The sequence below is a fragment of the Alteromonas sp. ABH2_165 genome (assembly GCF_056159945.1).
The window spans coordinates 446,557-467,360 of sequence record NZ_JBSWWF010000001.1 but is presented as its reverse complement, the minus strand read 5'-3'; the positions used below and the strand labels follow the sequence as shown (position 1 = coordinate 467,360).

19 protein-coding genes are annotated in these 20,804 nt (G+C 48.9%); 7 read left to right on the top strand and 12 right to left on the bottom strand.

Features of this window, described 5'->3' with window-relative positions:
- The first annotated feature begins 9 nt into the window (after positions 1–9).
- From ACXAFQ_RS02050 to ACXAFQ_RS02040, 3 genes are read left to right on the top strand one after another with little or no spacing between them, the layout of a single operon-like run.
- Positions 10–633 (top strand): Hpt domain-containing protein, encoded by a 624-nt coding sequence (locus ACXAFQ_RS02050; RefSeq protein ID WP_474817925.1) that lies wholly within the window; start codon positions 10–12, stop codon positions 631–633.
- Positions 599–1,336 carry a TIGR01621 family pseudouridine synthase gene (locus ACXAFQ_RS02045; protein WP_474817924.1) on the top strand — a complete coding sequence of 246 codons (738 nt, stop codon included), beginning with the start codon at positions 599–601 and terminating at the stop codon, positions 1,334–1,336. Before ACXAFQ_RS02050 ends, ACXAFQ_RS02045 begins: the two co-directional genes overlap by 35 nt.
- On the top strand, positions 1,333–2,235 hold the full coding sequence (locus tag ACXAFQ_RS02040; protein WP_474817923.1) for a ketopantoate reductase family protein: 903 nt from the start codon (positions 1,333–1,335) through the stop codon (positions 2,233–2,235). The genes ACXAFQ_RS02045 and ACXAFQ_RS02040 overlap by 4 nt, the downstream gene beginning before the upstream one ends.
- Here ACXAFQ_RS02040 and ACXAFQ_RS02035 read toward each other — a convergent pair.
- The 4 genes from ACXAFQ_RS02035 to ACXAFQ_RS02020 all read right to left on the bottom strand — a co-directional run bounded on the left by ACXAFQ_RS02035 (position 2,232) and on the right by ACXAFQ_RS02020 (position 6,776).
- Positions 2,232–3,086 carry a formate/nitrite transporter family protein gene (locus tag ACXAFQ_RS02035; RefSeq protein ID WP_474817922.1) on the bottom strand — a complete coding sequence of 285 codons (855 nt, stop codon included), beginning with the start codon at positions 3,084–3,086 and terminating at the stop codon, positions 2,232–2,234. The genes ACXAFQ_RS02040 and ACXAFQ_RS02035 overlap by 4 nt on opposite strands.
- A 151-nt stretch (positions 3,087–3,237) precedes the next feature.
- Positions 3,238–4,779 (bottom strand): lysine--tRNA ligase, encoded by a 1,542-nt coding sequence (gene lysS, locus ACXAFQ_RS02030; RefSeq protein ID WP_474817921.1) that lies wholly within the window; start codon positions 4,777–4,779, stop codon positions 3,238–3,240.
- 21 nt (positions 4,780–4,800) lie between these two features.
- Positions 4,801–5,899 (bottom strand): peptide chain release factor 2 gene (prfB, locus tag ACXAFQ_RS02025; protein ID WP_474817920.1). Its coding sequence is split into 2 segments (ribosomal slippage): positions 4,801–5,823 and positions 5,825–5,899, totalling 1,098 coding nucleotides; the frame shifts between segments, so codons are not numbered across the junction.
- A 118-nt stretch (positions 5,900–6,017) separates the two neighbouring features.
- Positions 6,018–6,776, bottom strand: coding sequence for an IclR family transcriptional regulator (locus tag ACXAFQ_RS02020; RefSeq protein WP_474817919.1), 759 nt, complete (start codon positions 6,774–6,776; stop codon positions 6,018–6,020).
- A 271-nt stretch (positions 6,777–7,047) separates the two neighbouring features.
- On the opposite strand from ACXAFQ_RS02020, the gene ACXAFQ_RS02015 reads away from it, so the two are divergent.
- Positions 7,048–8,160: an MFS transporter gene (locus tag ACXAFQ_RS02015; protein WP_474817918.1), complete on the top strand. Its 1,113-nt coding sequence runs from the start codon at positions 7,048–7,050 to the stop codon at positions 8,158–8,160.
- An 86-nt stretch (positions 8,161–8,246) separates the two neighbouring features.
- Here ACXAFQ_RS02015 and ACXAFQ_RS02010 read toward each other — a convergent pair whose 3' ends face one another.
- Positions 8,247–9,269 (bottom strand): 1-aminocyclopropane-1-carboxylate deaminase, encoded by a 1,023-nt coding sequence (locus ACXAFQ_RS02010; RefSeq protein ID WP_474817917.1) that lies wholly within the window; start codon positions 9,267–9,269, stop codon positions 8,247–8,249.
- A gap of 152 nt (positions 9,270–9,421) precedes the next feature.
- Here ACXAFQ_RS02010 and ACXAFQ_RS02005 point away from each other — a divergent pair, with 152 nt between their 5' ends.
- The gene (locus ACXAFQ_RS02005; RefSeq protein ID WP_474817916.1) at positions 9,422–9,955 is read left to right on the top strand and encodes a helix-turn-helix domain-containing protein; all 534 of its coding nucleotides are present in this window, start codon (positions 9,422–9,424) and stop codon (positions 9,953–9,955) included.
- On the opposite strand, the gene ACXAFQ_RS02000 is transcribed toward ACXAFQ_RS02005, so the two are convergent.
- The 5 genes from ACXAFQ_RS02000 to ACXAFQ_RS01980 form a co-directional block, all read right to left on the bottom strand.
- Positions 9,942–10,898, bottom strand: a complete 957-nt coding sequence (locus ACXAFQ_RS02000) for a rhomboid family intramembrane serine protease (protein ID WP_474817915.1) — start codon at positions 10,896–10,898, stop codon at positions 9,942–9,944. The two genes, ACXAFQ_RS02005 and ACXAFQ_RS02000, sit on opposite strands and share 14 nt — an antisense overlap.
- 66 nt (positions 10,899–10,964) lie before the next feature.
- Positions 10,965–11,138 (bottom strand): hypothetical protein, encoded by a 174-nt coding sequence (locus ACXAFQ_RS01995; protein WP_474817914.1) that lies wholly within the window; start codon positions 11,136–11,138, stop codon positions 10,965–10,967.
- A gap of 451 nt (positions 11,139–11,589) precedes the next feature.
- Positions 11,590–13,320 (bottom strand): arginine--tRNA ligase, encoded by a 1,731-nt coding sequence (argS, locus tag ACXAFQ_RS01990; RefSeq protein ID WP_474817913.1) that lies wholly within the window; start codon positions 13,318–13,320, stop codon positions 11,590–11,592.
- A 23-nt stretch (positions 13,321–13,343) separates the two neighbouring features.
- Complete coding sequence (gene prfC / locus ACXAFQ_RS01985; protein WP_474817912.1) at positions 13,344–14,927, bottom strand: peptide chain release factor 3; 1,584 nt, start codon at positions 14,925–14,927, stop codon at positions 13,344–13,346.
- A gap of 230 nt (positions 14,928–15,157) precedes the next feature.
- Positions 15,158–15,334, bottom strand: a complete 177-nt coding sequence (locus ACXAFQ_RS01980) for a hypothetical protein (protein WP_474817910.1) — start codon at positions 15,332–15,334, stop codon at positions 15,158–15,160.
- 703 nt (positions 15,335–16,037) lie between these two features.
- Between ACXAFQ_RS01980 and ACXAFQ_RS01975 the strand changes: the two genes are divergently transcribed.
- Both ACXAFQ_RS01975 and ACXAFQ_RS01970 read left to right on the top strand, forming a co-directional pair.
- Positions 16,038–18,290, top strand: a complete 2,253-nt coding sequence (locus ACXAFQ_RS01975) for a TonB-dependent receptor (protein WP_474817909.1) — start codon at positions 16,038–16,040, stop codon at positions 18,288–18,290.
- Between the two features lie 108 nt (positions 18,291–18,398).
- On the top strand, positions 18,399–19,079 hold the full coding sequence (locus ACXAFQ_RS01970; RefSeq protein WP_474817908.1) for a Fe2+-dependent dioxygenase: 681 nt from the start codon (positions 18,399–18,401) through the stop codon (positions 19,077–19,079).
- A gap of 18 nt (positions 19,080–19,097) precedes the next feature.
- Here the strand turns inward: ACXAFQ_RS01970 and ACXAFQ_RS01965 are convergent, their stop codons facing one another.
- Both ACXAFQ_RS01965 and rimI read right to left on the bottom strand, forming a co-directional pair.
- Positions 19,098–20,177 (bottom strand): alpha-hydroxy acid oxidase, encoded by a 1,080-nt coding sequence (locus ACXAFQ_RS01965; RefSeq protein WP_474817907.1) that lies wholly within the window; start codon positions 20,175–20,177, stop codon positions 19,098–19,100.
- Positions 20,178–20,269: 92 nt separating this feature from the next.
- The gene (rimI, locus tag ACXAFQ_RS01960) at positions 20,270–20,722 is read right to left on the bottom strand and encodes a ribosomal protein S18-alanine N-acetyltransferase (protein ID WP_474817905.1); all 453 of its coding nucleotides are present in this window, start codon (positions 20,720–20,722) and stop codon (positions 20,270–20,272) included.
- Between the last annotated feature and the right edge of the window lie 82 nt (positions 20,723–20,804).

The following is a 20,804-nucleotide window of genomic DNA, read 5'->3' as shown; positions in this document are numbered from 1 at the left end:
GGAGATGCTATGAGTTCTGCCGAACAGACAATTAATCTTGAATTTGGCCTGTCTCAATTAAGTGGGAATAAAACCCTCTTTCTGCGTTTATTGCAAAAATTCGCCGACGAGTACCAGCAAGCATCAGATAAGCTTCAGACTATGGTGGATGATCAGCAATGGCAGGAGGCCAGACTCTATACGCATACCATTAAAGGGGTTGCCAGCAACCTGGGATTTACCCGCCTACATCTTGCCAGCAAAGAAACTGAAGCTGAACTCAAAACCGATGCTGCTGTACCAGCCTCTTTGCCGGAACTGAAAACCGCGATGGATGAAACCTTGTTGCTGTTAGCGAAGCTACAGGCCAACCCAGCGTTGTTAGATAATCCACAATCGGCCTTGCTGCCATCATCCGATATTTCTGTTGATCAAGACATGACGCCATCGGCGACTACCGCTGAAGGCGCAGGCAACACCGCCGCCCCGGATGCTTTTATCCGAGCGCTAGAACAAAGTGAATTTATTGCCCAGGACCAATTGGATAGCTGGCTTGAGCAAACCACATCCGATGCAGGGCTGCAGCAAACGCTACGCGATGCTATCGATGAGTTAGATTATGATAGCGCCTTGGCACTTTTGCGAGCGTCTTAACGGTTTGACCATACAAATTATTGCTGAACACGCCGACTTTATCGTTATCAACAAGCCTGTGGGCGTAGCGATGCACGATAGTGAGCAAGGCGTTATTGCGCAAACAAAAAAAATCACCGGTGATAGCGCGCTCTATCTTTGTCATCGACTAGACACAGTTACCTCGGGCTGTTTATTGCTGGCACGGCATAAAAACGCCGCGGCGGTACTTAGCGAACTTTTTGCTACCCGCAATATTCAAAAATACTATCTTGCCGCCTTGTCCGCAAAACCGTCGAAAAAACAAGGCACGATTGCCGGTGACATGAAGAACCGGCGACGAGGTCAACATGTTCTCACCAAAACCCGCGAGAACCCTGCGGTTACCCAGTTATTCAGTCATCATATCGACCATTTGGGGCGAATTGCACAGGTTAAACCGCTGACTGGTAAAACCCACCAAATCAGGGTTGCAATGAAAAGCCTAGGCGCTCCCATTCTCGGTGACACCCATTACGGCGCCCCGCAAGCCGATAGAGTTAGCTTGCATGCCTGGCAATTGCATTTCGACTATGAAGGGCAAAAATTTACCATTCATTGTCTGCCGCAAGACGGTGAATTCTTTACTTCCCCGCTTTTCACCACATGGCTTGAAAAACAGCCCTGCGTGACTTCACTCCCCTGGCCCGCTTTTACTTTGCCAACCAGACGGGACGATGAATGACGCAAAATAACGTGTGTATTATTGGTGATGGTGCCATCGGTTCGCTGTTTGCCGCTTTTGCGTCAGCAAATGATGTCATGGTGCACCGGGGAATGCGTGAACATAAAACCGGTGTGAAAAGCGTTGCCTTATTCGATGGCAAACAAATATCGAGTTACGCGGAAGATATTTCGCCCACCGGTACACCCCTTACCTATGATCTTGTTGTATTGCCATTGAAGGTTTATCAACTTGAAGCAGCATTGCTTCAGTGGCAAGCAGTGATAAGCGACAGCCCCATTCTGCTATTGCAAAACGGCATGGGGGGCGAAGAAATAGCGCGCAAGATTTTGCCTTTGCAACGTATCTATCAAGCCACCACCAGTCACGGTGCTTTGAAAACCAATCACGAATCAGTGCGGCATACAGGAATGGGGACTACATTGGCAGGCCGCTCGTTGTCCACACCGGCCGACCCAGCCACCGATGACAAGATGAGAACGATTGTTGAAACTGCCTTTCCGCCCGTTACATGGTGTGAAGATATTTATCTGTCACTCTGGCAAAAGTTGTCGGTAAACCTGGCGATTAATCCGCTCACCGCCATCCACAATATTCGAAATGGTCAGATATTGGCACCTCGCTTTGTCGCAGTTCTTGACGCACTAAGTCGTGAGATTGCTGAAGTTATGCAGGTTTGTGGGCTGAATGAAAACGCTGAAACCATACTGGCTCGCATAAAAACGGTGGCCCAGGCCACCGCAGATAACTTTTCCAGTATGCATCAGGATATCGCTCATCAGCGACAAACAGAGATAGACGCTATCACTGGCTATCTGTTGTCGAAAGCCGCGGGTGAGCGCATTGCCGTTCCCACCAACGCGCGGCTTTACCAACAGATAAACCAACTTTCCGTTTAATCAGGCTCAATCTCCTGCGCCACCTGACCGTGGGCCAGCAAAGCAAACAGGCAGGTTCCACCGGCGATATTCCCTAATAACGTGCCGCAAATTAATGTAACGGTTTGCAACGCAGACACTTCCCCCTGCAAAGCCAGTAAAAACAGTTCAGTTGAGCCCGCAATCACGTGGGTGAAATTACCGATTGCGATAAGGTAAGTAAACATCACAATAACGAAAAACGCAGCAGACTGCACCGACGGCTTCATCCACACAATAGCAGCAATGATAAATCCGGAAATCACGCCATAAGAAAACACTTCCGAGAAATCCAGTTCAACATAGTGTTTTGAAATTGCGTTCATCCCTTCAATGTATTCTGTCGGCACGGTATGTAGGCCATACATTAAGTAGGCCGCGAGAAATGTGCCCACCATATTGGCTATGAAGACAATCCCCCACAAACGACCGAGACATCCCAGCATTTTCCAAGAGCGGTCGGTGAGCAAAGGCAGGATTACAGTCAGCGTATTTTCAGTGAATAACTGCAAGCGCCCCATAATGACTAACACAAAACCCACGGTATAACCGAAGTTCTCCAGCGCAAACTGATTATCTGAGCCTTCGAACATGGTATGTAGGATCCCCTCTGCCAGCACAGAGGTTGAAATGCCGATCCCCGCGGCGACACCGGACCACCACAACGACATAAAAGGGCGTTTTAATTCTTCCAGCCCTTCCCGGTGAATAACCGCATACAGTGAGACCGAATTGAGGCTCCCATGCTCTTTGACATCCTGCTCTTCTTCTTCGGTAAGCGGAGACTGATGATCTTCATGATCCTGGTGCTTGTGATGTTTGTCGCCTGTCATTGGCAGCCCTTCTGAAATGATTTAAACAACAGATTTACAATACTGCTGATACGACAAGGGCATGAAATTCGATTGATTTTATATAGAACGCGCATAAAAAAACGGCAGCGTTTTAACGCTGCCGTTTGGTATTTCGTAAGTAACGCTAGCGTTACTCCTGAACTTCCGGTTTCATGTGCGGGAACAGAATAACGTCTTTAATGGTCGGGCTGTCGGTGAACAGCATCGCCAGTCGGTCGATACCGATACCCTGACCCGCTGTTGGCGGTAAACCGTACTCCAGCGCGCGGATGTAGTCTTCGTCGAAGTGCATTGCTTCGTCGTCACCGGCATCTTTTTCTTCAACTTGCTTACGGAAACGGGCTTCTTGATCTTCCGGATCGTTAAGCTCGCTGAAGCCGTTCGCCAATTCACGGCCGCCTACGAAGAATTCGAAACGGTCGGTGATGAACGGGTTGTTGTCGTTACGACGAGCCAGCGGCGATACTTCCCACGGATACTCAGTGATGAAGGTAGGCTGAATGAGTTTCTCTTCTGCCGTCGCTTCAAAGATTTCACACAGGTATTTACCCGCACCCCAAATGCCATCAACTTCAGGCTCTTTGATATGCAACTGTTTCGCCATGACTTTTAGTTCATCAAGGTGTGCTTCCGGATCACGGATTGCTGCCTCGTTGGCTTGTGGCCAATATTTCAGAATAGCTTCACCCATGCTTAAACGGTCGAACGGCTTACCGAAATCGTAATGCGTTTCAGACGTGACTTCGCCTTCGCTGTCACGAGTGGTGTTCACCAGTTCCGTGGTACCCAGAATGTCCTGAGCCAGCTTGCGCAGCATGTCTTCAGTGAGGTTCATCAGGTCGTTGTAATCAGAGTACGCCATGTAGAATTCCAGCATGGTGAACTCAGGATTGTGACGGGTAGACAAACCTTCGTTACGGAAGTTACGGTTGATTTCGAACACGCGCTCGAAGCCACCTACAACTAAACGCTTCAGGTACAGCTCAGGCGCGATACGCAGGTACATGTCAATGTCCAGCGCATTGTGATGCGTTACAAAAGGCTTGGCCGTCGCACCGCCCGGAATCACCTGCAACATTGGTGTTTCCACTTCCATAAAATCACGCTCAGTCAGGTACTGACGAATACCGTTGATCAAGGCGCTGCGGATTTTGAAGTTTTTGCGCGTGTGTTCACTGGTGATCAGATCCACATAACGCTGACGATACTTGGTTTCCTGATCGCTCAGACCATGAAATTTTTCTGGTAACGGACGCAGTGACTTGGTCAGCAACTGCCAGTTTTCCATGTTCACGTACAGGTCGCCTTTTCCTGACTTGTGCAGATCGCCGGCTACACCAATGATGTCGCCGATATCCAGGCTACCAAACTTCGCTTTGATTTCTTTTTGGGTTTCTTTGTCGGCATAGGCTTGAATACGACCCGTCATATCCTGCAGCAACAGGAAAGGGCCACGTTTGGCCATAATACGTCCGGCCACAGAAACCTTATTGCCCTGCTCTGCCAGCGCCTCTTTTTCCACTTCGCCAAACTGCGCCTGCAGTTCTTCAGCGTAGTTTTCGCGACGGAATTCGTTGGGGAAACCGTTCGCGCGGCAGTTTTCACGGATAGACGTGAGCTTAGCGCGGCGCTCGGCAATTAATTTGTTTTCATCGTGTTGCTGGTCGGTCATAACCTTTCCACTTTTTACGTATTACAGGCCGGATTTAAGGCTGGCCTGGAGAAATTTGTCTAAATCGCCGTCGAGAACGGCCTGGGTGTTCCGGGTTTCGACACCGGTACGCAAATCCTTGATACGGGAATCGTCCAGAACGTAAGAACGGATCTGGCTGCCCCAGCCAATATTGGATTTGTTGTCTTCCATCGCTTGCTTTTCGGCATTCTGCTTCTGCAACTCAAACTCATAAAGTTTGGCTTTCAGCTGCTTCATCGCCTGATCTTTATTCTTGTGCTGCGAACGGTCGTTCTGACACTGCACCACAATACCTGTGGGTTCGTGCGTAATACGTACCGCCGAGTCAGTTCTGTTAACGTGCTGACCACCGGCACCGGATGCACGGTAGGTATCAATACGTAAATCAGACGGGTCAATATCGATCTCGATATTGTCATCAATTTCAGGATAGACGAAGGCCGATGAGAATGACGTATGACGACGGTTGCCCGAGTCAAACGGCGACTTACGCACCAGGCGGTGAACACCAGTTTCCGTTCTCAGCCAGCCAAAGGCGTACTCGCCCTCAAAGCGAATCGTTGCACTCTTGATACCCGCGACTTCACCTTCAGATAATTCGATGATCTCGGTCTTGAAGCCCTGTGCCTCGCCCCAGCGCAGATACATACGCAGCAGCATGTTCGCCCAGTCCTGGGCTTCCGTGCCACCGGAACCGGCCTGCAGGTCGATATACGCATCACAGGCATCATTGGGGCCTGCAAACATACGGCGGAATTCCAGCACTTCCAGATCTTTAACCAAAGATTCCAGTTCGGATTTGGCTTCTTCGAAGGTTTCCTCATCCTCAGCTTCAATAGCGAGTTCCAGTAAACCTTCCACATCTTCCGTTCCCTGATCGAGACGCTGAATGGTTTCTACCACCTGCTCCAGCGCAACTTTCTCTTTACCCAGCGCCTGAGCACGTTCCGGCTCATTCCACACATCCGGGTTTTCCAGTTCACGGTTAACTTCTTCTAAACGTTCTGACTTCGTATCGAAGTCAAAGATACCCCCGGAGCGCCGCAGCACGCTCACGAATATCTTCGATAGCATTTCTTACAGGATTAACTTCAAACATAGTTTGTCATTTCACTCATAAATCAAGACCGCGCAGTCTACCGAATTCAGGGGAATTTTGATAGTGGAACGGGCTGAGATTTTGCCCGCTCTCCCAGCTTTCCGCAGAATGGCTGGAACTATCCGGCAGTTTTATCACTAAATAAGGCTTCGATTTCGGCTTTGCATTGCAACAGCGCCCCTTTCAGGCTATCCCTGTCGCGTTCAAACCGCGCTGTGGGAGCCGCCAGCGCCATGCCGTAGCGCTCGTTGACCGGAAGCGAAAGCGCAACACCGATGCCGCATACCCCTTCGCCATGCTCCTGATAATCTATCGCATACTGCTGCTGTCTGATTTCAGCCATTGCCCGGAGAATCCTGGGCAACGACGTCAGTGTGTTTACGGTGCGCAGCTCCGGCGTCTCGCCAAGGATATCAGCAATGCTCTCATCGCTAAGCGTAGCCAGTACGGCTTTTCCGTGGGCACACGTATGCGCCGGAAACGCCGTGCCCAGCGGAGAAGCCACCCTGAGTTCGTGCTGTGACAACTGCTGCTTTACAGACACCATATGTGCTGAGCGCAGTACACAAAAGTCCACGGTTTCGCCGGTGCGTTTTGCCAGTTTTTCAAGCAGCGGCTCAACACGGCTTGTTACATCGTGATGCGCGGTGGCAGCTAACCGCGTGATTGCAGGCCCCGGCTTAAAGCGCTTGTCCTGCGCACTAAGCAATTCATGCTGAACCATAGATTGCACCAGGCGGTTTACCGTGGTTCGCGGCAGCCCGCTAGCCTGGACAAGCTCGTTCAGCGTCAGACCGACAGCAGCATGCTCTAGCGCACTAAGCAAACTTGCTGCTCTGGCAATCACCTGAGAACCGGATGATTCTTTTTTTGACATAGGTTTCACTTACTTCTGCTTATGACTTTGTTCGCGGAATAGACCACCGAAAGCGGTCCATCATAGTCAACTTCTTGTTCATGTTGAATCAGTAATCTCCGGATTAACACGGCCTGGATATTGATTCCGTCCAGAATTGGTCTCTCAGTGGCGTGGTTATATCGCATACTCTATTCCCTTTAAAAACCACATATCGGACAATGCAAACCATATAACGGTTATTGGAGCATTACTTTTGACACAACTCTCTCCTATCGGCACATTTACCCTCATGGCAATCGCCAGTTTAACCATCATGGTTGGCTGTGTGCTGGTTCCGGGTCTCTCTCTGATTGCCCCGGCCCTCGGAATGGAAAGCTACGCCAGCTGGCTAATCACGGTCCCCGCCCTGGGCGTTGTACTATTTGGGGTGATTGCAGGTAAATTCATTCACAAAAGTGGCGCCTATAAAGCGCTGGCCGTTGGTCTTTTTTTATACGGGGCGACAGGCTTTGCAGGCATGTTTTTGCATGGCCTGATTCCTGAGCTGCTCGATCGCTTATTGCTTGGTGGTGCCACTGCTGTGGTCATGGCATCCGGTACCTCTCTGCTATCCCATTTCTTTAGCGGCGAAAAACGTCTGAAAATGATGGCAGTACAAGGAATGTCCATTGAATTAGGCGGTGTCATATTTCTTTTTATCGGCGGTCTGCTGGCTTCGGTCGGCTGGCAATATCCCTTTGTGCTTTATCTCGTTGCATGGGTTTTGTTGGTGATGCAACTATGCTTCATTCCTGTTCCTGAGAAAACGACAAAACACCATACCACTTCTGACGAGAACCTCGCCGCTTCCCGAAGTCTGCAACCGATATTATTTGCCGCGCTGATTTCGATGATATGTTTTTTCACTGCCATTATTAATCTCCCCATCCAGCTCAGTGCTGCGGGTTTTACACCTGCACAGACCGGCTACTACCTTTCTTTCGTATCACTGATTGCGATGCTGGCAGCATTGATGATGCCCCGCGTAGTTCAGGGCATCAGTCAAACCGCCACGCTTAGCTTGTCATTTGTTCTTTATGCCTTTGCACACCTGATGTTTTTCGCCGATGCGGGCATGCCGGGATACCTTGTCGGGGCCGTTATGATGGGTGCTGGATTCGGTTTTTCGGTGCCATTGGTTAACCATATGACGGTGGAATTCAGTGCTCCTGCCATGCGGGGCAAAAACCTTGCAATATTATCAGTGGCGCTTTTCTCCGGGCAGTTTTTGTCGTCATTCATGTCCTGGCTGCCCGGCGGTATGGCGGTTACCTTTGCCGGCGCCGTCGCATTATCTCTTCTCGCAGCTGCTGCCCTGTACCTGGCGTTGAGGATGCCCCGGCCCGACAACCAGCATGAGTAAAATTACAGAAACATGCATTAGGATGCTTGAAAGCAAACTTCCTGCTGCTGCAGGAAGTTTATTCAATTGGCATAAATCTTTTCGCATCAGCCATCTTTGTAATGATAGCTATAGCCGTTAAGCGCAGGCGCGCCGCCAAGGTGGGCGTACAGAACTTTTGAACCTTCCGGGAAAAAGCCTTTCTTAGTCAGGTCGATAAGGCCCTGCATGGATTTTCCTTCGTACACTGGGTCGGTGATCATGGCCTCGGTTTTGGCCGCCAGACGAATCGCCTCGTTGGTCTCTTCCGAGGGCACGCCATAAGCCGGGTAAGCGTAATCCGGATTGATGACAATTTCTTCTTCGCGAATTTCGCGCCCCAGACCTACAAGCTCTGCGGTCTTGTTAACGATTTCGGTAACCTGTTCACGGGTTTGCTCTACGGTACCAGATGCATCGATTCCGATTACCGTATCGGCACGATCATGATTAGCAAAGCCGACAATCATACCGCCCTGGGTTGAGCCGGTGACGACGCACACAACAATGTAGTCAAATTTAAAGCCGAGCTCTTTCTCCTGAGCTATCACTTCTTCGGCAAAGCCAATATAACCGAGCGCGCCGTACTTATGTACTGAAGCGCCTGCTGGGATAGCATAAGGTTTACCACCAGCGTCTTTTACCGACTCTATGGCTTTCTGCCAGCTATCGCGAATACCGATGTCAAAGCCGTCATCCACTAAGCGGCTGTCTGCACCCATCAGACGCGTTAACTGAATATTACCCACACGATCGTAAACCGCGTCATAGTGTGGCACCCACTTTTCCTGTACCACAACGCACTTCATACCAATTTTCGCAGCCGTCGCTGCTACCATGCGGGTATGGTTTGATTGCACACCGCCGATAGAAACCAACGTATCTGCGCCACTGGCAATTGCGTCAGGGACGATGTATTCCAGCTTTCTTAACTTATTGCCGCCAAGGGCCAGACCAGAGTTACAATCTTCACGCTTAGCATAAATTTCCACTTTGCCACCCAGCGCTTCGGTCAATCGTGGCAGGTATTCAATCGGCGTAACCCCAAAGGTTAACGGATAACGTTCAAAATTTTCTATGAGTGATGTCATACATTTGCTTCCCAAAATCTCACTGCTGTTTTATTACTACCCTGGCTTTTGAAGAGCTAAATCCAGGACAGACTTCTGGTTAGCTGTGCGTTATACTGCACAAACAATTCAACCATAGCATCGTGCGCTATAACGCACAACACTCTTTTACGATGGCAGAACAAGAATTTAAACAACACATCGCACAACATTTAAAACAACTGCGTAAAACTCAGGGCTTAAGCCTCGATGCCGTAGCGAAACTCACGGGCGTTTCTAAAGCCATGCTTGGTCAGATTGAGCGGCAGGAATCCAGCCCGACGATTTCCACCTTGTGGAAAATTGCCAGTGGTCTGGATGCATCATTCTCAGCGTTTTTTGCTACCACGGCCCAGGAAAAAAACGATTTTGATAACTTTCCTCAAGATCCCAACATGAAAGTTAAAGCGATTTTTCCCTATGAAAGCGATACCCGTATCGAAGTGATGGAAGTGTTATTGACGAATCATCATGAGCAACATTCTGAACCTCACGCCACCCGCGTCATAGAGCATGTGCAGGTGCTCAGTGGTGAATTGTCGGTATTTTTTGACAAATCATGGCACGACCTAAAAACTGGCCAAAGCCTGCGTTTTCATGCTGATCAACCTCACGGCTATAAAGCACTTACCGAATCCACCTCGTTTCAGAACATCATTTGTTATTGAATGGATAAGTGAGTTTCAGAGGCTTGAGAAGAGCATAGGCTATGCCGGACGCAAACCCACTCAGGTGTGCAACATGACTTGTGTTAACTGATAACAGCAAAAGTGAAATTTCACTTATCGTCATGACCGCAAGAAGCGTCACTGCAGTACTTTTGGATCTCAGTTGCAGATGCACAGCAATAGAGTAGCCTAAAAGAAAAAATGTGCCGCCAGATATACCCAGTAGACAGTCAAACGCAGAAGCACTATATGCATTTACGATAAATGTCGTGCAATGAGAAATTGCTGCGCCAGTAATTAGAAAGATTATTGTTTTAGTTGGCTTAATATTTGGAATTGTTGAGGCAAACAGTATTGTCAATATGGAATTTAATAACCAGTGTTGAAAATCGCCATGAATCAGAGAACCTGTTACAAAGCGCCAGTAAGAAGAAATCTGGATGACGGGATAGTAATTCCCTGCTAATTTAACTAAAGGTTCTAAGCCTCCTAGATTCAACTCCATTATCCACTGCGTTAAAAAAATACCGCACATAAACATAGCTAATGGAAAAACCGTTAGTTCAAAAGCGCCTTTAAAATTATATAAAAACTCAACTTTCTGACGACAGCTATTGATGCTCCTGACGCATAGAATGTTATCGACTATGGCAAAAGCTAAAATAAGAGTTAATATAACAAGGTGATTCTGATAGTTATCCACTGGCTTTAAAATTAATACCGCTATTAAGAAAAATCCGCATAGTAATATTGCCAACAGGTTCGATTTTACTTTTTTGCAATAAGCGTAGTAAAAAGCATTCCCGAATTCAGAATGATGTGTCGGAAGCACATAAAGTTTTTTGTCAGCAATCAACCACCCATCAACGGGACGCCAACGATTTATAAATTCTTCTGGATTGTTGACTTTTTTGGGGGTTGATCCCGTTTTCATGACTATCATAGCTGACCACTTTCCTTGGTGAGTATAAATACTACGGAAAAACTCCCGTAGTATTTATTTGAACGATTAGTCATCCATTAAATATACGCAAGCAAGAACCGCACCAGTCGCAATTAATCCAACTCCGGTCATACCAACAGCGAATGCTGATCCAGCGATAGCTGCTTCAGCAATCGCACCGCGTTCAGCGCTCAATGCACCACTTACTTGCTCTAATTCATTACTATTCAATTCATACATTGCTAGTTCCTTTAGATTATTGATTGATATAAAATTTTTTTTCAGTTATTTCTGAAAAGCTGAATTATTTGAAACCCATCATCAAAGTAAAACATATTTCGATATGACTAGAGTTTTCTTAGTCAATAAGCAAACTCCGAATTTCATGCTATAGATTGAGACTGATTCCGGAAACAGGACAAAAAGCCTGATGTGGCGTGACAGATGTGCTTAGGTTCAGTTATGCGGCGTAATCGATAAGCGTACGAAGTGATTTCAATCTGAAACCGTCTGCCGCAGGGAAGCTAATGCGAATAGAGCACAGTTGCTATCGCTGAGCCCGCAGGGGGTAAGGTGTTGGGGAGCGAGGACCGTCAGCCGCAAGGATGCGGCTGCCGAGCCCTCAGGGATGAGTTCACGGCGTGTCATCGCTCATCAACACCGTCCCTCCGATAGGCCGAAGCGCAGCGCGCTACATTTTCTCGAGGGTTTCGATGCCTAGCAGCGATAGGCCCTGTTCCAGGGTTTTCGCAACCAATGCAGCCAACTCGAGTCTGCTATTACGAACGTCTTCTTCAATGCCGTCTTTGAGAATTGGGCAGGCTTCGTAGAAGCTCATAAACGCACTTGCTACGTCGTACAGGTAAGTACACAGCACGTGCGGAGTTGCTTCACGAGAAACTACGCCAATCACTTCTTCAAATTGCAGCAGCAAGACCGCCAAGGCGTGCTCCTGTTTCTCGGTGAAGCGCATCGCGCCGGTTAAATCCTGTGGAGAAATACCTGACTTACGGAAGATACTCTGCACACGGGTGTAAGCGTATTGCAGATACGGCGCCGTGTTACCTTCAAAGCTCAGCATGGTGTCCCAGTTGAACACGTAGTCGGTCGTCCGGTTTTTGCTCAGATCAGCGTATTTAACTGCGCCAATACCGACTTTGTCCGCCACTTCTTTCAGTTCCGCTTCAGACAAATCAGTATCGCGCTCAGAAATCAGCTTACCGGCACGCTCAACCGCTTCATCCAGCAATTCCACCAGCTTCACTGTGCCGCCGGTCCGGGTCTTGAACGGCTTGCCGTCGCTGCCCAGCATCATACCGAATGGGCAATGCTCGTAGGTTTGCTCGTCACTGATGAAGCCTGCTTTGCGGGCCACAATTTCAGTTTGTTTAAAGTGCAGTGCCTGACGGGCATCAGTCAGAATAAGCGTGCGGTCTGCCTGTAGCTTGCCACAACGATAGCGGATAGCTGCCAGGTCAGTTGTGGAATAAAGATAACCACCACCGGATTTTTGCACAATGTATACCGCTGGCTTACCTTCTTTATCGGCCAGTTCAGACAGGAACGCTACCTGCGCGCCCTGATCTTCTACCACGATACCTTTTTCTTTAAGGTCAGCAACCACGTTTGCCAGATCGTCGTTATAAGCCGACTCACCCATGATGTCTTCACGGGTCAGGCTCACATTCAACTTGTCGTACACTTCTTCGCTGTGCTTAATCGAAATATCGATAAACTGATCCCACAGCTTGAGACATTGCTCATCACCGCCCTGCAAGCGCACCACGTATTCACGGGCACGGTCAGCAAAACCTTCTTCTTCGTCAAAGCGCACTTTTGCTTCACGGTAAAAGTCTTCCAAATCAGACAGCGCGGTTTCCGCCATCTGGTTTTCCAGTTTGTCAGACAGGTGCGCCAGCAACATACCGAACTGCGTGCCCCAGTCGCCCATGTGGTTCTGACGAATCACTTTGTGGCCCAGGAATTCCAGTACTTTCACCACGGCATCGCCAATGATGGTGGTGCGCAGGTGACCCACGTGCATTTCTTTGGCGAGGTTTGGCGAAGAGTAATCCACTACGATGGTCTGTTCAGCATCTTTCGCTACGCCGATGCGCGGATCGTGAAGCGCCAGTTCGCACTGATTAGCCAGCCAGGTGTCGCTCAGGTGAACGTTGATGAAACCCGGACCAGCCACTTCCAGCTTGCTGGCAACATCATCAAGATTCACAAGCTCAACAATTTTCTCTGCGATATCGCGGGGCTTCTGACGTAACTGTTTAGCCAGCGCCATGGCACCGTTGAACTGATACTCACCGAACTCAGGACGTGAACTGCGTGCCACTGGCACGGGTGCGTTTTCTGCACCTAATTTATCTAACGCTTCGGAGAAACGGCTGACAAGTAAAGCATGTATATTCATAGTTCTCGATCTTTTGTCCGGTCTTAATGTTCGCGGGTTTCTTTAAATTCAATATCAGGATAACGCTCTTTCGCGAGCTGCAGATTCACCATAGTCGGCGCGATATAAGTGAGGTTGTCACCACCATCCAGCGCCAGATTCTGCTCAGCTTTACGGCGGAACTCGTCAAGTTTTTTGTCACTGTCGCTGTAAACCCAGCGCGCAGTATTCACACTGATATGCTCGTAAATAGCATCAACGTTGTACTCAGCTTTAAGACGGGCTACAACCACGTCAAACTGTAGCACACCTACCGCGCCCACAATCAGGTCGTTGTTGATCAGCGGACGGAACACCTGCACAGCCCCTTCTTCGGAAAGCTGGATCAGGCCTTTTAGCAGTTGCTTCTGTTTCAGCGGATCTTTCAGGCGAATACGCTTGAACAGTTCCGGCGCAAAATTAGGAATACCGGTGAAGCGGAACTTCTCACCTGAAGTGAACGTGTCACCGATCCGGATTGTGCCATGGTTGTGTAAACCAATAATGTCACCGGCGTAAGCTTCTTCCAGCAATTCGCGGTCACCGGCAAGGAATGTCAGCGCGTCTGAAATACGGATATCTTTGTTAATACGGGAATGATGCATTTTCATGCCTTTCTCATATTTACCCGATACGATTCGACAAAACGCCACACGGTCACGGTGCTTCGGATCCATATTGGCCTGAATTTTAAACACAAAGCCGGTGAAAGCCTGGTTATCTGCTTCAATCTTGCCTTCCTCGGTTTCCCGGCCCTGCGGGGTTGGCGCCCACTCAACCAATCCGTCGAGCATGTGATCTACGCCGAAGTTACCTAAAGCAGTACCGAAGAAAACCGGCGTCAGTTCGCCTTCAAGAAACAGTTCCTGATCGAACTCGTTAGACGCGCCCTGAACCAGTTCCAGCTCGTCTTTCAGGGTCTCTAGCAGGCCACCGCCGATAGCCGCTTCCAGTTCCGGATTATCCAGTCCTTTAATGATGCGAACATCCTGAATCATGTGGCCAAGACCGGATTTATACAAAATGACTTCATCACGGTGCAGGTGATAAACACCTTTGAATTCCTTACCACAGCCAATAGGCCAGGTTACTGGCGCGCACAGAATTTTAAGCTCAGTTTCAACTTCATCCAACAATTCAAGCGGGTCGCGAATATCACGGTCGAGCTTGTTCATGAAGGTGATAATGGGCGTGTCACGCAGACGGGTAACTTCCATCAGCTTGCGGGTACGATCCTCAACACCTTTCGCCGCGTCGATGACCATCAGGCAGGAATCCACGGCAGTGAGCGTTCGATAAGTGTCTTCAGAGAAATCTTCGTGTCCCGGGGTATCCAGCAGGTTTACCAGGTTTTCGCGATACGGAAACTGCATTACCGAGGTGGTAACCGAGATCCCCCGCTCCTTCTCCATTTCCATCCAGTCTGACTTGGCGTGCTGACCGGATTTTTTACCTTTTACGGTACCGGCTTTCTGTAGTGCCTGTCCGAACAGAAGCACTTTTTCGGTGATGGTGGTTTTACCCGCATCCGGGTGACTGATAATCGCAAACGTACGGCGTTTGCTGATTTCGCTGGTTAGATTACTCATGAATATTCTGATCTGTCACTGTGTGAGGGTGGACGCGGGCTCAGAGCTTAGAAAAAGCGTCACCTGTAATTTCAAAAATTGGCGCGCATGATACCAGAAATGAGAGAAATTGCCGCCCTTTTTCCCACTTAACACAGTCGTAGCGCACCTGTCGCGATGGGGCAGACAAGCGAATTTTCTGGCAACAGAGGAATAATCCGAAACCAAGACCGCGTTCGGGCTGATTTATTTTACTCTGACTTACGTTGCGACCCGGGCAACTTGTCATTTTCCACCAGCGCTTCAAGCCCCGCGCCAGGGTCTTCTTCACCGGCTACGGAATCAAACTCTTTGTCATCGTGCCGGAAATCATCATCCTGAAGGGCTATGTCTCTTTCGTGCTTCTCAGTTTTATTCGTTTCAGACATCACGTTCACCTGTTCACATTTCAAAACGGGAATATGTTAATTATACGTGAAAAAATGAGATTGGGTTTTAAGGCATCCGGTCCGGATATGAAAATGGCATAACGAGGGATGATTAAAAGACTAAACCGGCATCCTGCGCATAATCCGCGCGTCTTCCTTGCCGTCGTCAGAGGGGTAATAATTTTTGCGGACTTCGATATCTTCAAATCCGGGGGTTTCGTAAAGCGAAATGGCAGTGGTGTTTCCGGCTCTTATCTCAAGCCAGAGAGACTCAGCGTTCTGCTACTGACACCATACAACAAAGTCGTGAAGTAACTGCTTGCCAAGCCTTTTTCCGCGGACTGATTGCACCAGGGCGATATCTATAGGCGTGGCGGCACCAGCTATCAACAGAATTATGCCCCAATGAATGACGGGATTATTCTTCTCAACAAGCCCGATATCGGATGAAGTCAGATGAGCGCCACCATAAGGGTGCGACTCCCCCTATCAGAAACTTTACCACTTTTTTAATGTGTCTCTAGAGCCTTCCCTTAGCATTTTTTAAGCCTCAAATTCGTGCAAACATCGAATTACAAATACAAATAAAAATCGTTTGCATTTACATAATCAAAAAGTTAACTTGTTCCCGCTTTTCAGCACACTCTTTTAAAAAAAACTTAAGAAATGTTTTTAGATTCTCAAACTACCTGGAAATATTGATATGACTCAAGGAACAACTGCGAAAAAATTTAAAAAGGACGCACTGACTCTGACAATTCTGGCTGCACTCCCCATGAGCAGTTTAGCTGCTGTATCACCGCAGGAAGCGCAGAATGCTGAGAGCAAGGGTGAGCTCGAACTGACCAAGGCAGAGACAGATAAAGACGAAACTTTCAAAGTTGATGAGACCGGCTCGGTAAAACTCACTCAACCCGTGGCAGACACGCCCCGAAGTATCAACGTCATTTCTTCGGGCATGCTGGAGCAACAGGGTGTTACTAGTTTAAATGATGCCTTACGAAACGTTGCGGGTGTATCCACATTCGGTGGTGGTGAAGGGGGCGGTGGCGTGATCTCTGCCAGTGACAAAGTCACCATTCGTGGTTTCGATGCCCGCTCCAGTATTTACGTGGACGGAATCCGTGATATCGCCGGCTATAGCCGTGATATGTTCAACTATGAACAGGTGGATGTGATTAAAGGTGCCAGCAGCACCATCGACGGACGTTCTAATGGTGGTGGTAGCCTTAACTTAAATACGAAACGTGCCCGACTGGGCGATTTCAGTAACGTCACAGCCCGTTACGATACCTTTGAAACGGCCCGGGTGACCGCTGACGTGAATAAAGAGCTGTCTGATAACACCGCAGGCCGGATTAACCTGCTCTATTCCGATGGCGGTGACACCTTCGATAACGGTGAAGAAAACTACGAGACAACCGGTATTGCCGCTTCCCTGCTTCACAACTTTTCTGATAAAACGAACGCCAACCTCGACGTATTTATCATGGAACAGGACAACACGCCGGTGCTGGGGTTACCGTTTATTACCGAAAGCGCCGCCGCAGCAACAGGCCGAGCGGAAGGTCCTCTGGATGCAGACCTGTGGGATGGTTATTACGGCATTAAAGGGCGAGATTATGAGGATGTCAGCACCCGCATGTACACGCTGACGGTAAATCACGAACTGAATAACGACTTTACTCTGCGCAGCCAGACCCGTTATGGCACCAATGAAAAGGAATCGGTACTTGGGCGTCCCTGGTGGGGACGTGACGATCAGGCCAGTCTGCTCATCGGCTCAAGAACTCAGGGGCTGGATAATGAAAACGAATTATTCGTGACTCAACTGGACGTTATAGGGGAGCTCGATGCAGCAGGAATGATCCATAACCTTGTTGTGGGCGCTGAGTATGCAAAAGAAGAACAAACCAATTTCGGCGTGTCGTCTGATTTTATTTATTACGATGGCAGCGGCACTATCGTTGAAGAAGCCTATATCGATCCCTTTGCCGGAGCCAATAACTTTACTGCCACTGGCGGGCTGGTGCGCAATGGCTCAGACACCAAAGGTGAATCTGATACGTTGGCGATTTACGCCTTCGACACCATTAAACTAAATGAGCAGTTCACTCTGGATGTTAATGCCCGATTCGACGATTTCGACATTGAAGGCTCAGCCTGCGGTCGTCGTTCGGGATGCGCAACAGGCCTTGATGCAGAAGACACCTTCTTATCTTACGGTGCTGCACTGAGCTATAGCCCGACCAAAAATGGTAATATTTACGTAAGTTACGGTAATTCAGAACAACCTCCGGGCACGAATCTGGCGCTGTCTACCAACGATGAACAAAACAGTCTCGACCCACAAAGCTCCAAATCATTTGAGCTTGGTACTAAATGGGAATTGTTTGAAGATCAGCTGATGGTGACTGCAGCGGTATTTAAAACCACTAAAGACGTGGTAGATTCAGAACGTCTTACCGATGCTGAGGGCAACAGTGTAACCAACTATTATCTTACCGGTGAGCAGGAAGCCAAAGGTTTTGAAATTGGTGTGGTGGGTAAACTTACAGACTCACTGTCAGTGTCAGCGAATTATTCTAAACTCGACACTGAAATCACGCAGGATTTAAACGCCGATACCGTAGGCAACGGGTTACAAGGTTCGCCTGATGATACTGCCAGCGTATGGCTTTCCTGGATGGGTATGAACAACAAGCTGAATATTGGTGGTGGCCTTTATTACAACTCCGGCGAGACATTCTGGCGCAGGAATATGGCCTACTTTACTGTTGATGCCTATACCACCGCGTATATGATGGCAAGCTATCAGGTAACGGAAGATCTGAAAGTGCAGTTGAATATTGATAACCTGTTCGACGAAGAATACGTTACCGATTACAGCGCTAAAGGGCATTTCCGTCCGGGTAACCCAAGAAGCGCGGCGCTGTTTGTCAGCTATCAGTTTTAACCCGCACAATGTGAACGCTGTGCCGGGCTGCTAAACCGGGAATCAGCAATACATTTAAGTATGCCGCAACCTCATCATCGGGGCTGCGGCTTTTCAGCAGATGACGCTATGTTACTTAGAATTGAAAACTTTTTTACACCCTCTCAGGTGCAGGAAGCCAGACAAATGCTTGAGGCGGCAGACTGGGTTGATGGCGCGGTTACCGCAGGTCACCTCGCTAAGCAGGCAAAAAGAAACTTGCAGCTACCGGAAGACTCACCGGTTGCTCATCAGTTAGGCGACTTCATTCTTGCCAGAATGGCAGAGTCACAGGAGGTGATGGCAGCTGGGCTTCCAAACAAAATTTACCCGCCAATGTTTAACTGCTATCAGGGCTGCGGAGAATTTGGCGATCATATTGATAATACGATCCGCAGAGTAGCGGGCACGCCAGTTAAAATTCGCACCGATATATCAATGACGTTATTCTTTTCAGAGCCTGACGAATACGACGGCGGCGAGTTGGTTATTCAGGACACTTACGGCGAACAGAGAGTAAAGTTTAATGCCGGCGATATGGTACTATACCCTTCCACCAGCCTGCATCGGGTTACTCCGGTTACCCGTGGCCGTCGTCTGGCTTCCTTTTTCTGGATGCAGAGCCTTATCCGAAGCGGCGAGCAACGCAGAATTCTTTATGATTTAGATAAAAGCATTCAGGCACTCACTCAGGAAAACCCTGAACACCCAGAGTTAGTCAGACTTGCCGGGGTGTATCATAATCTGCTTCGTCAGTGGTCAGAAACCTGATGGGGCATTAGCTATGCCCTACCCTTTCCAAAGACAAGTGCGGTCAATCTGATCTACCGAGCTAAAACCGGTAAGTGCCATGGCCAGTTCAAGCTCGTCGCGCAGAAGCCGGATAGTGTGTGCAACCCCCATTGCACCGGCACTGGCAAGCCCATACATGATAGGGCGACCAATCATCACAGCGTTAGCACCCAGTGCAATGGCTTTTACGATGTCCGTGCCACGACGCACACCACTATCGAGGATAATGGGAAACATCTCGCCCACCGCTTCCCGGATTAACGGCAATACTTCGGCGGTGGCAGGTAAAGTATCCAGGGTTCTGCCGCCATGATTTGATACCACAATACCATTTGCTCCACACTCCAATGCCCGTCTGGCATCTGCCGGATGCATAATACCTTTAATAACCACCGGCAGTGACGTTTGCTGCCTGAGCCACTTCATATCCTGCCAGGTTGGTGCAACAGACATCAGCCCCTGAAAAACGCCACTCTCACCTGACGCCACCTGCATATTCTGCTGCTGACAATTAACCGCACGGATGTTTGCAGGCAAAGCGAAACCAGCACGCTGTTCGCGATTGCGCAATCCGTTTACGGGTGCATCTACCGTTACCATAATTGCGGTAAAGCCATGCTCTTCAGCCTTTCTTACCAACGCCAAGGTTTGCTCCCGGGAGTGCTGAAAATATAACTGAAACCAGCGTTTACCATCACTGTTTGCGGCAATATCTTCAATAGAGGTGCTGGCTAGCGTGCTAAGAACAAACAGGCCATCCTGCGCCGCAGCCGCCATGGCCGTACCAAGTTCTCCATCTTCATGGGCAAGCTTCTGATACGCCACCGGAGCGGTAATAATGGGGTGAGCCAGCGCTTCTCCAAGCAGGTTGATTGCAGTACTTCCATGACTTACCTCAGCAAGCACGCGGTTAAGCAGCTTAATTTCAGAAAAAACCTGAGTATTCCTTGATGCCGTTATTTCATCGGCTGATGCACCATACACATACGCCCATGTTTTTTCGTCCATCTCAGAATGGGCGTAGCGTTCGTAATCACTCAGGCAGGCAACACCGGGGGGCAGCGAGAATTGAGACATAGCGGCGACTTAGATAGGAATAATTCTCAGTATCATATAATAACGGAAATAGCAGGAAAAGGACTTCAGGCAGGTAAACAGATTTCTGCTGACTAAACCGGCATCCTGCGCATAATCCGCGCGTCTTCCTTGCCATCGTCAGAAGGGTAATAATTCTTGCGGATTTCGATGTCTTCAAATCCGGCTTTTTCGTAAAGCGAAATGGCAGTGGTGTTTCCGGCTCTCACCTCAAGCCAGAGAGATTCAGCATTGTGCTGCTGACACCAGGCAACCACACCACTCAGTAACTGCATGCCAAGCCCCTGTCCGCGGACTGATTGGGCTACCGCGATATCCATCAGCGTGGCTTCACCGGCTACCAACAGGATCACAGCATAGCCACCAACGAGATTGTTTTCATCAACAGCCACCAGCCCGGCATAGGGCGGCGTCAGACAATCAGCAAAGGTGGACTGCGACCAGGGATTGTACGTCGCCTGTTGATGTATGGCATGGGCATCAGCAACAAAGTGTTTGGTGAGCGGTTTTAAAACAAAGGTCTTCATAATTTTTTAAAAAGCGCAGGTTGCAGCGCTTGTGTTGATAAATGAACTCTCGGGAAAGTATTGTAAAAAGGCACTTTCCGAG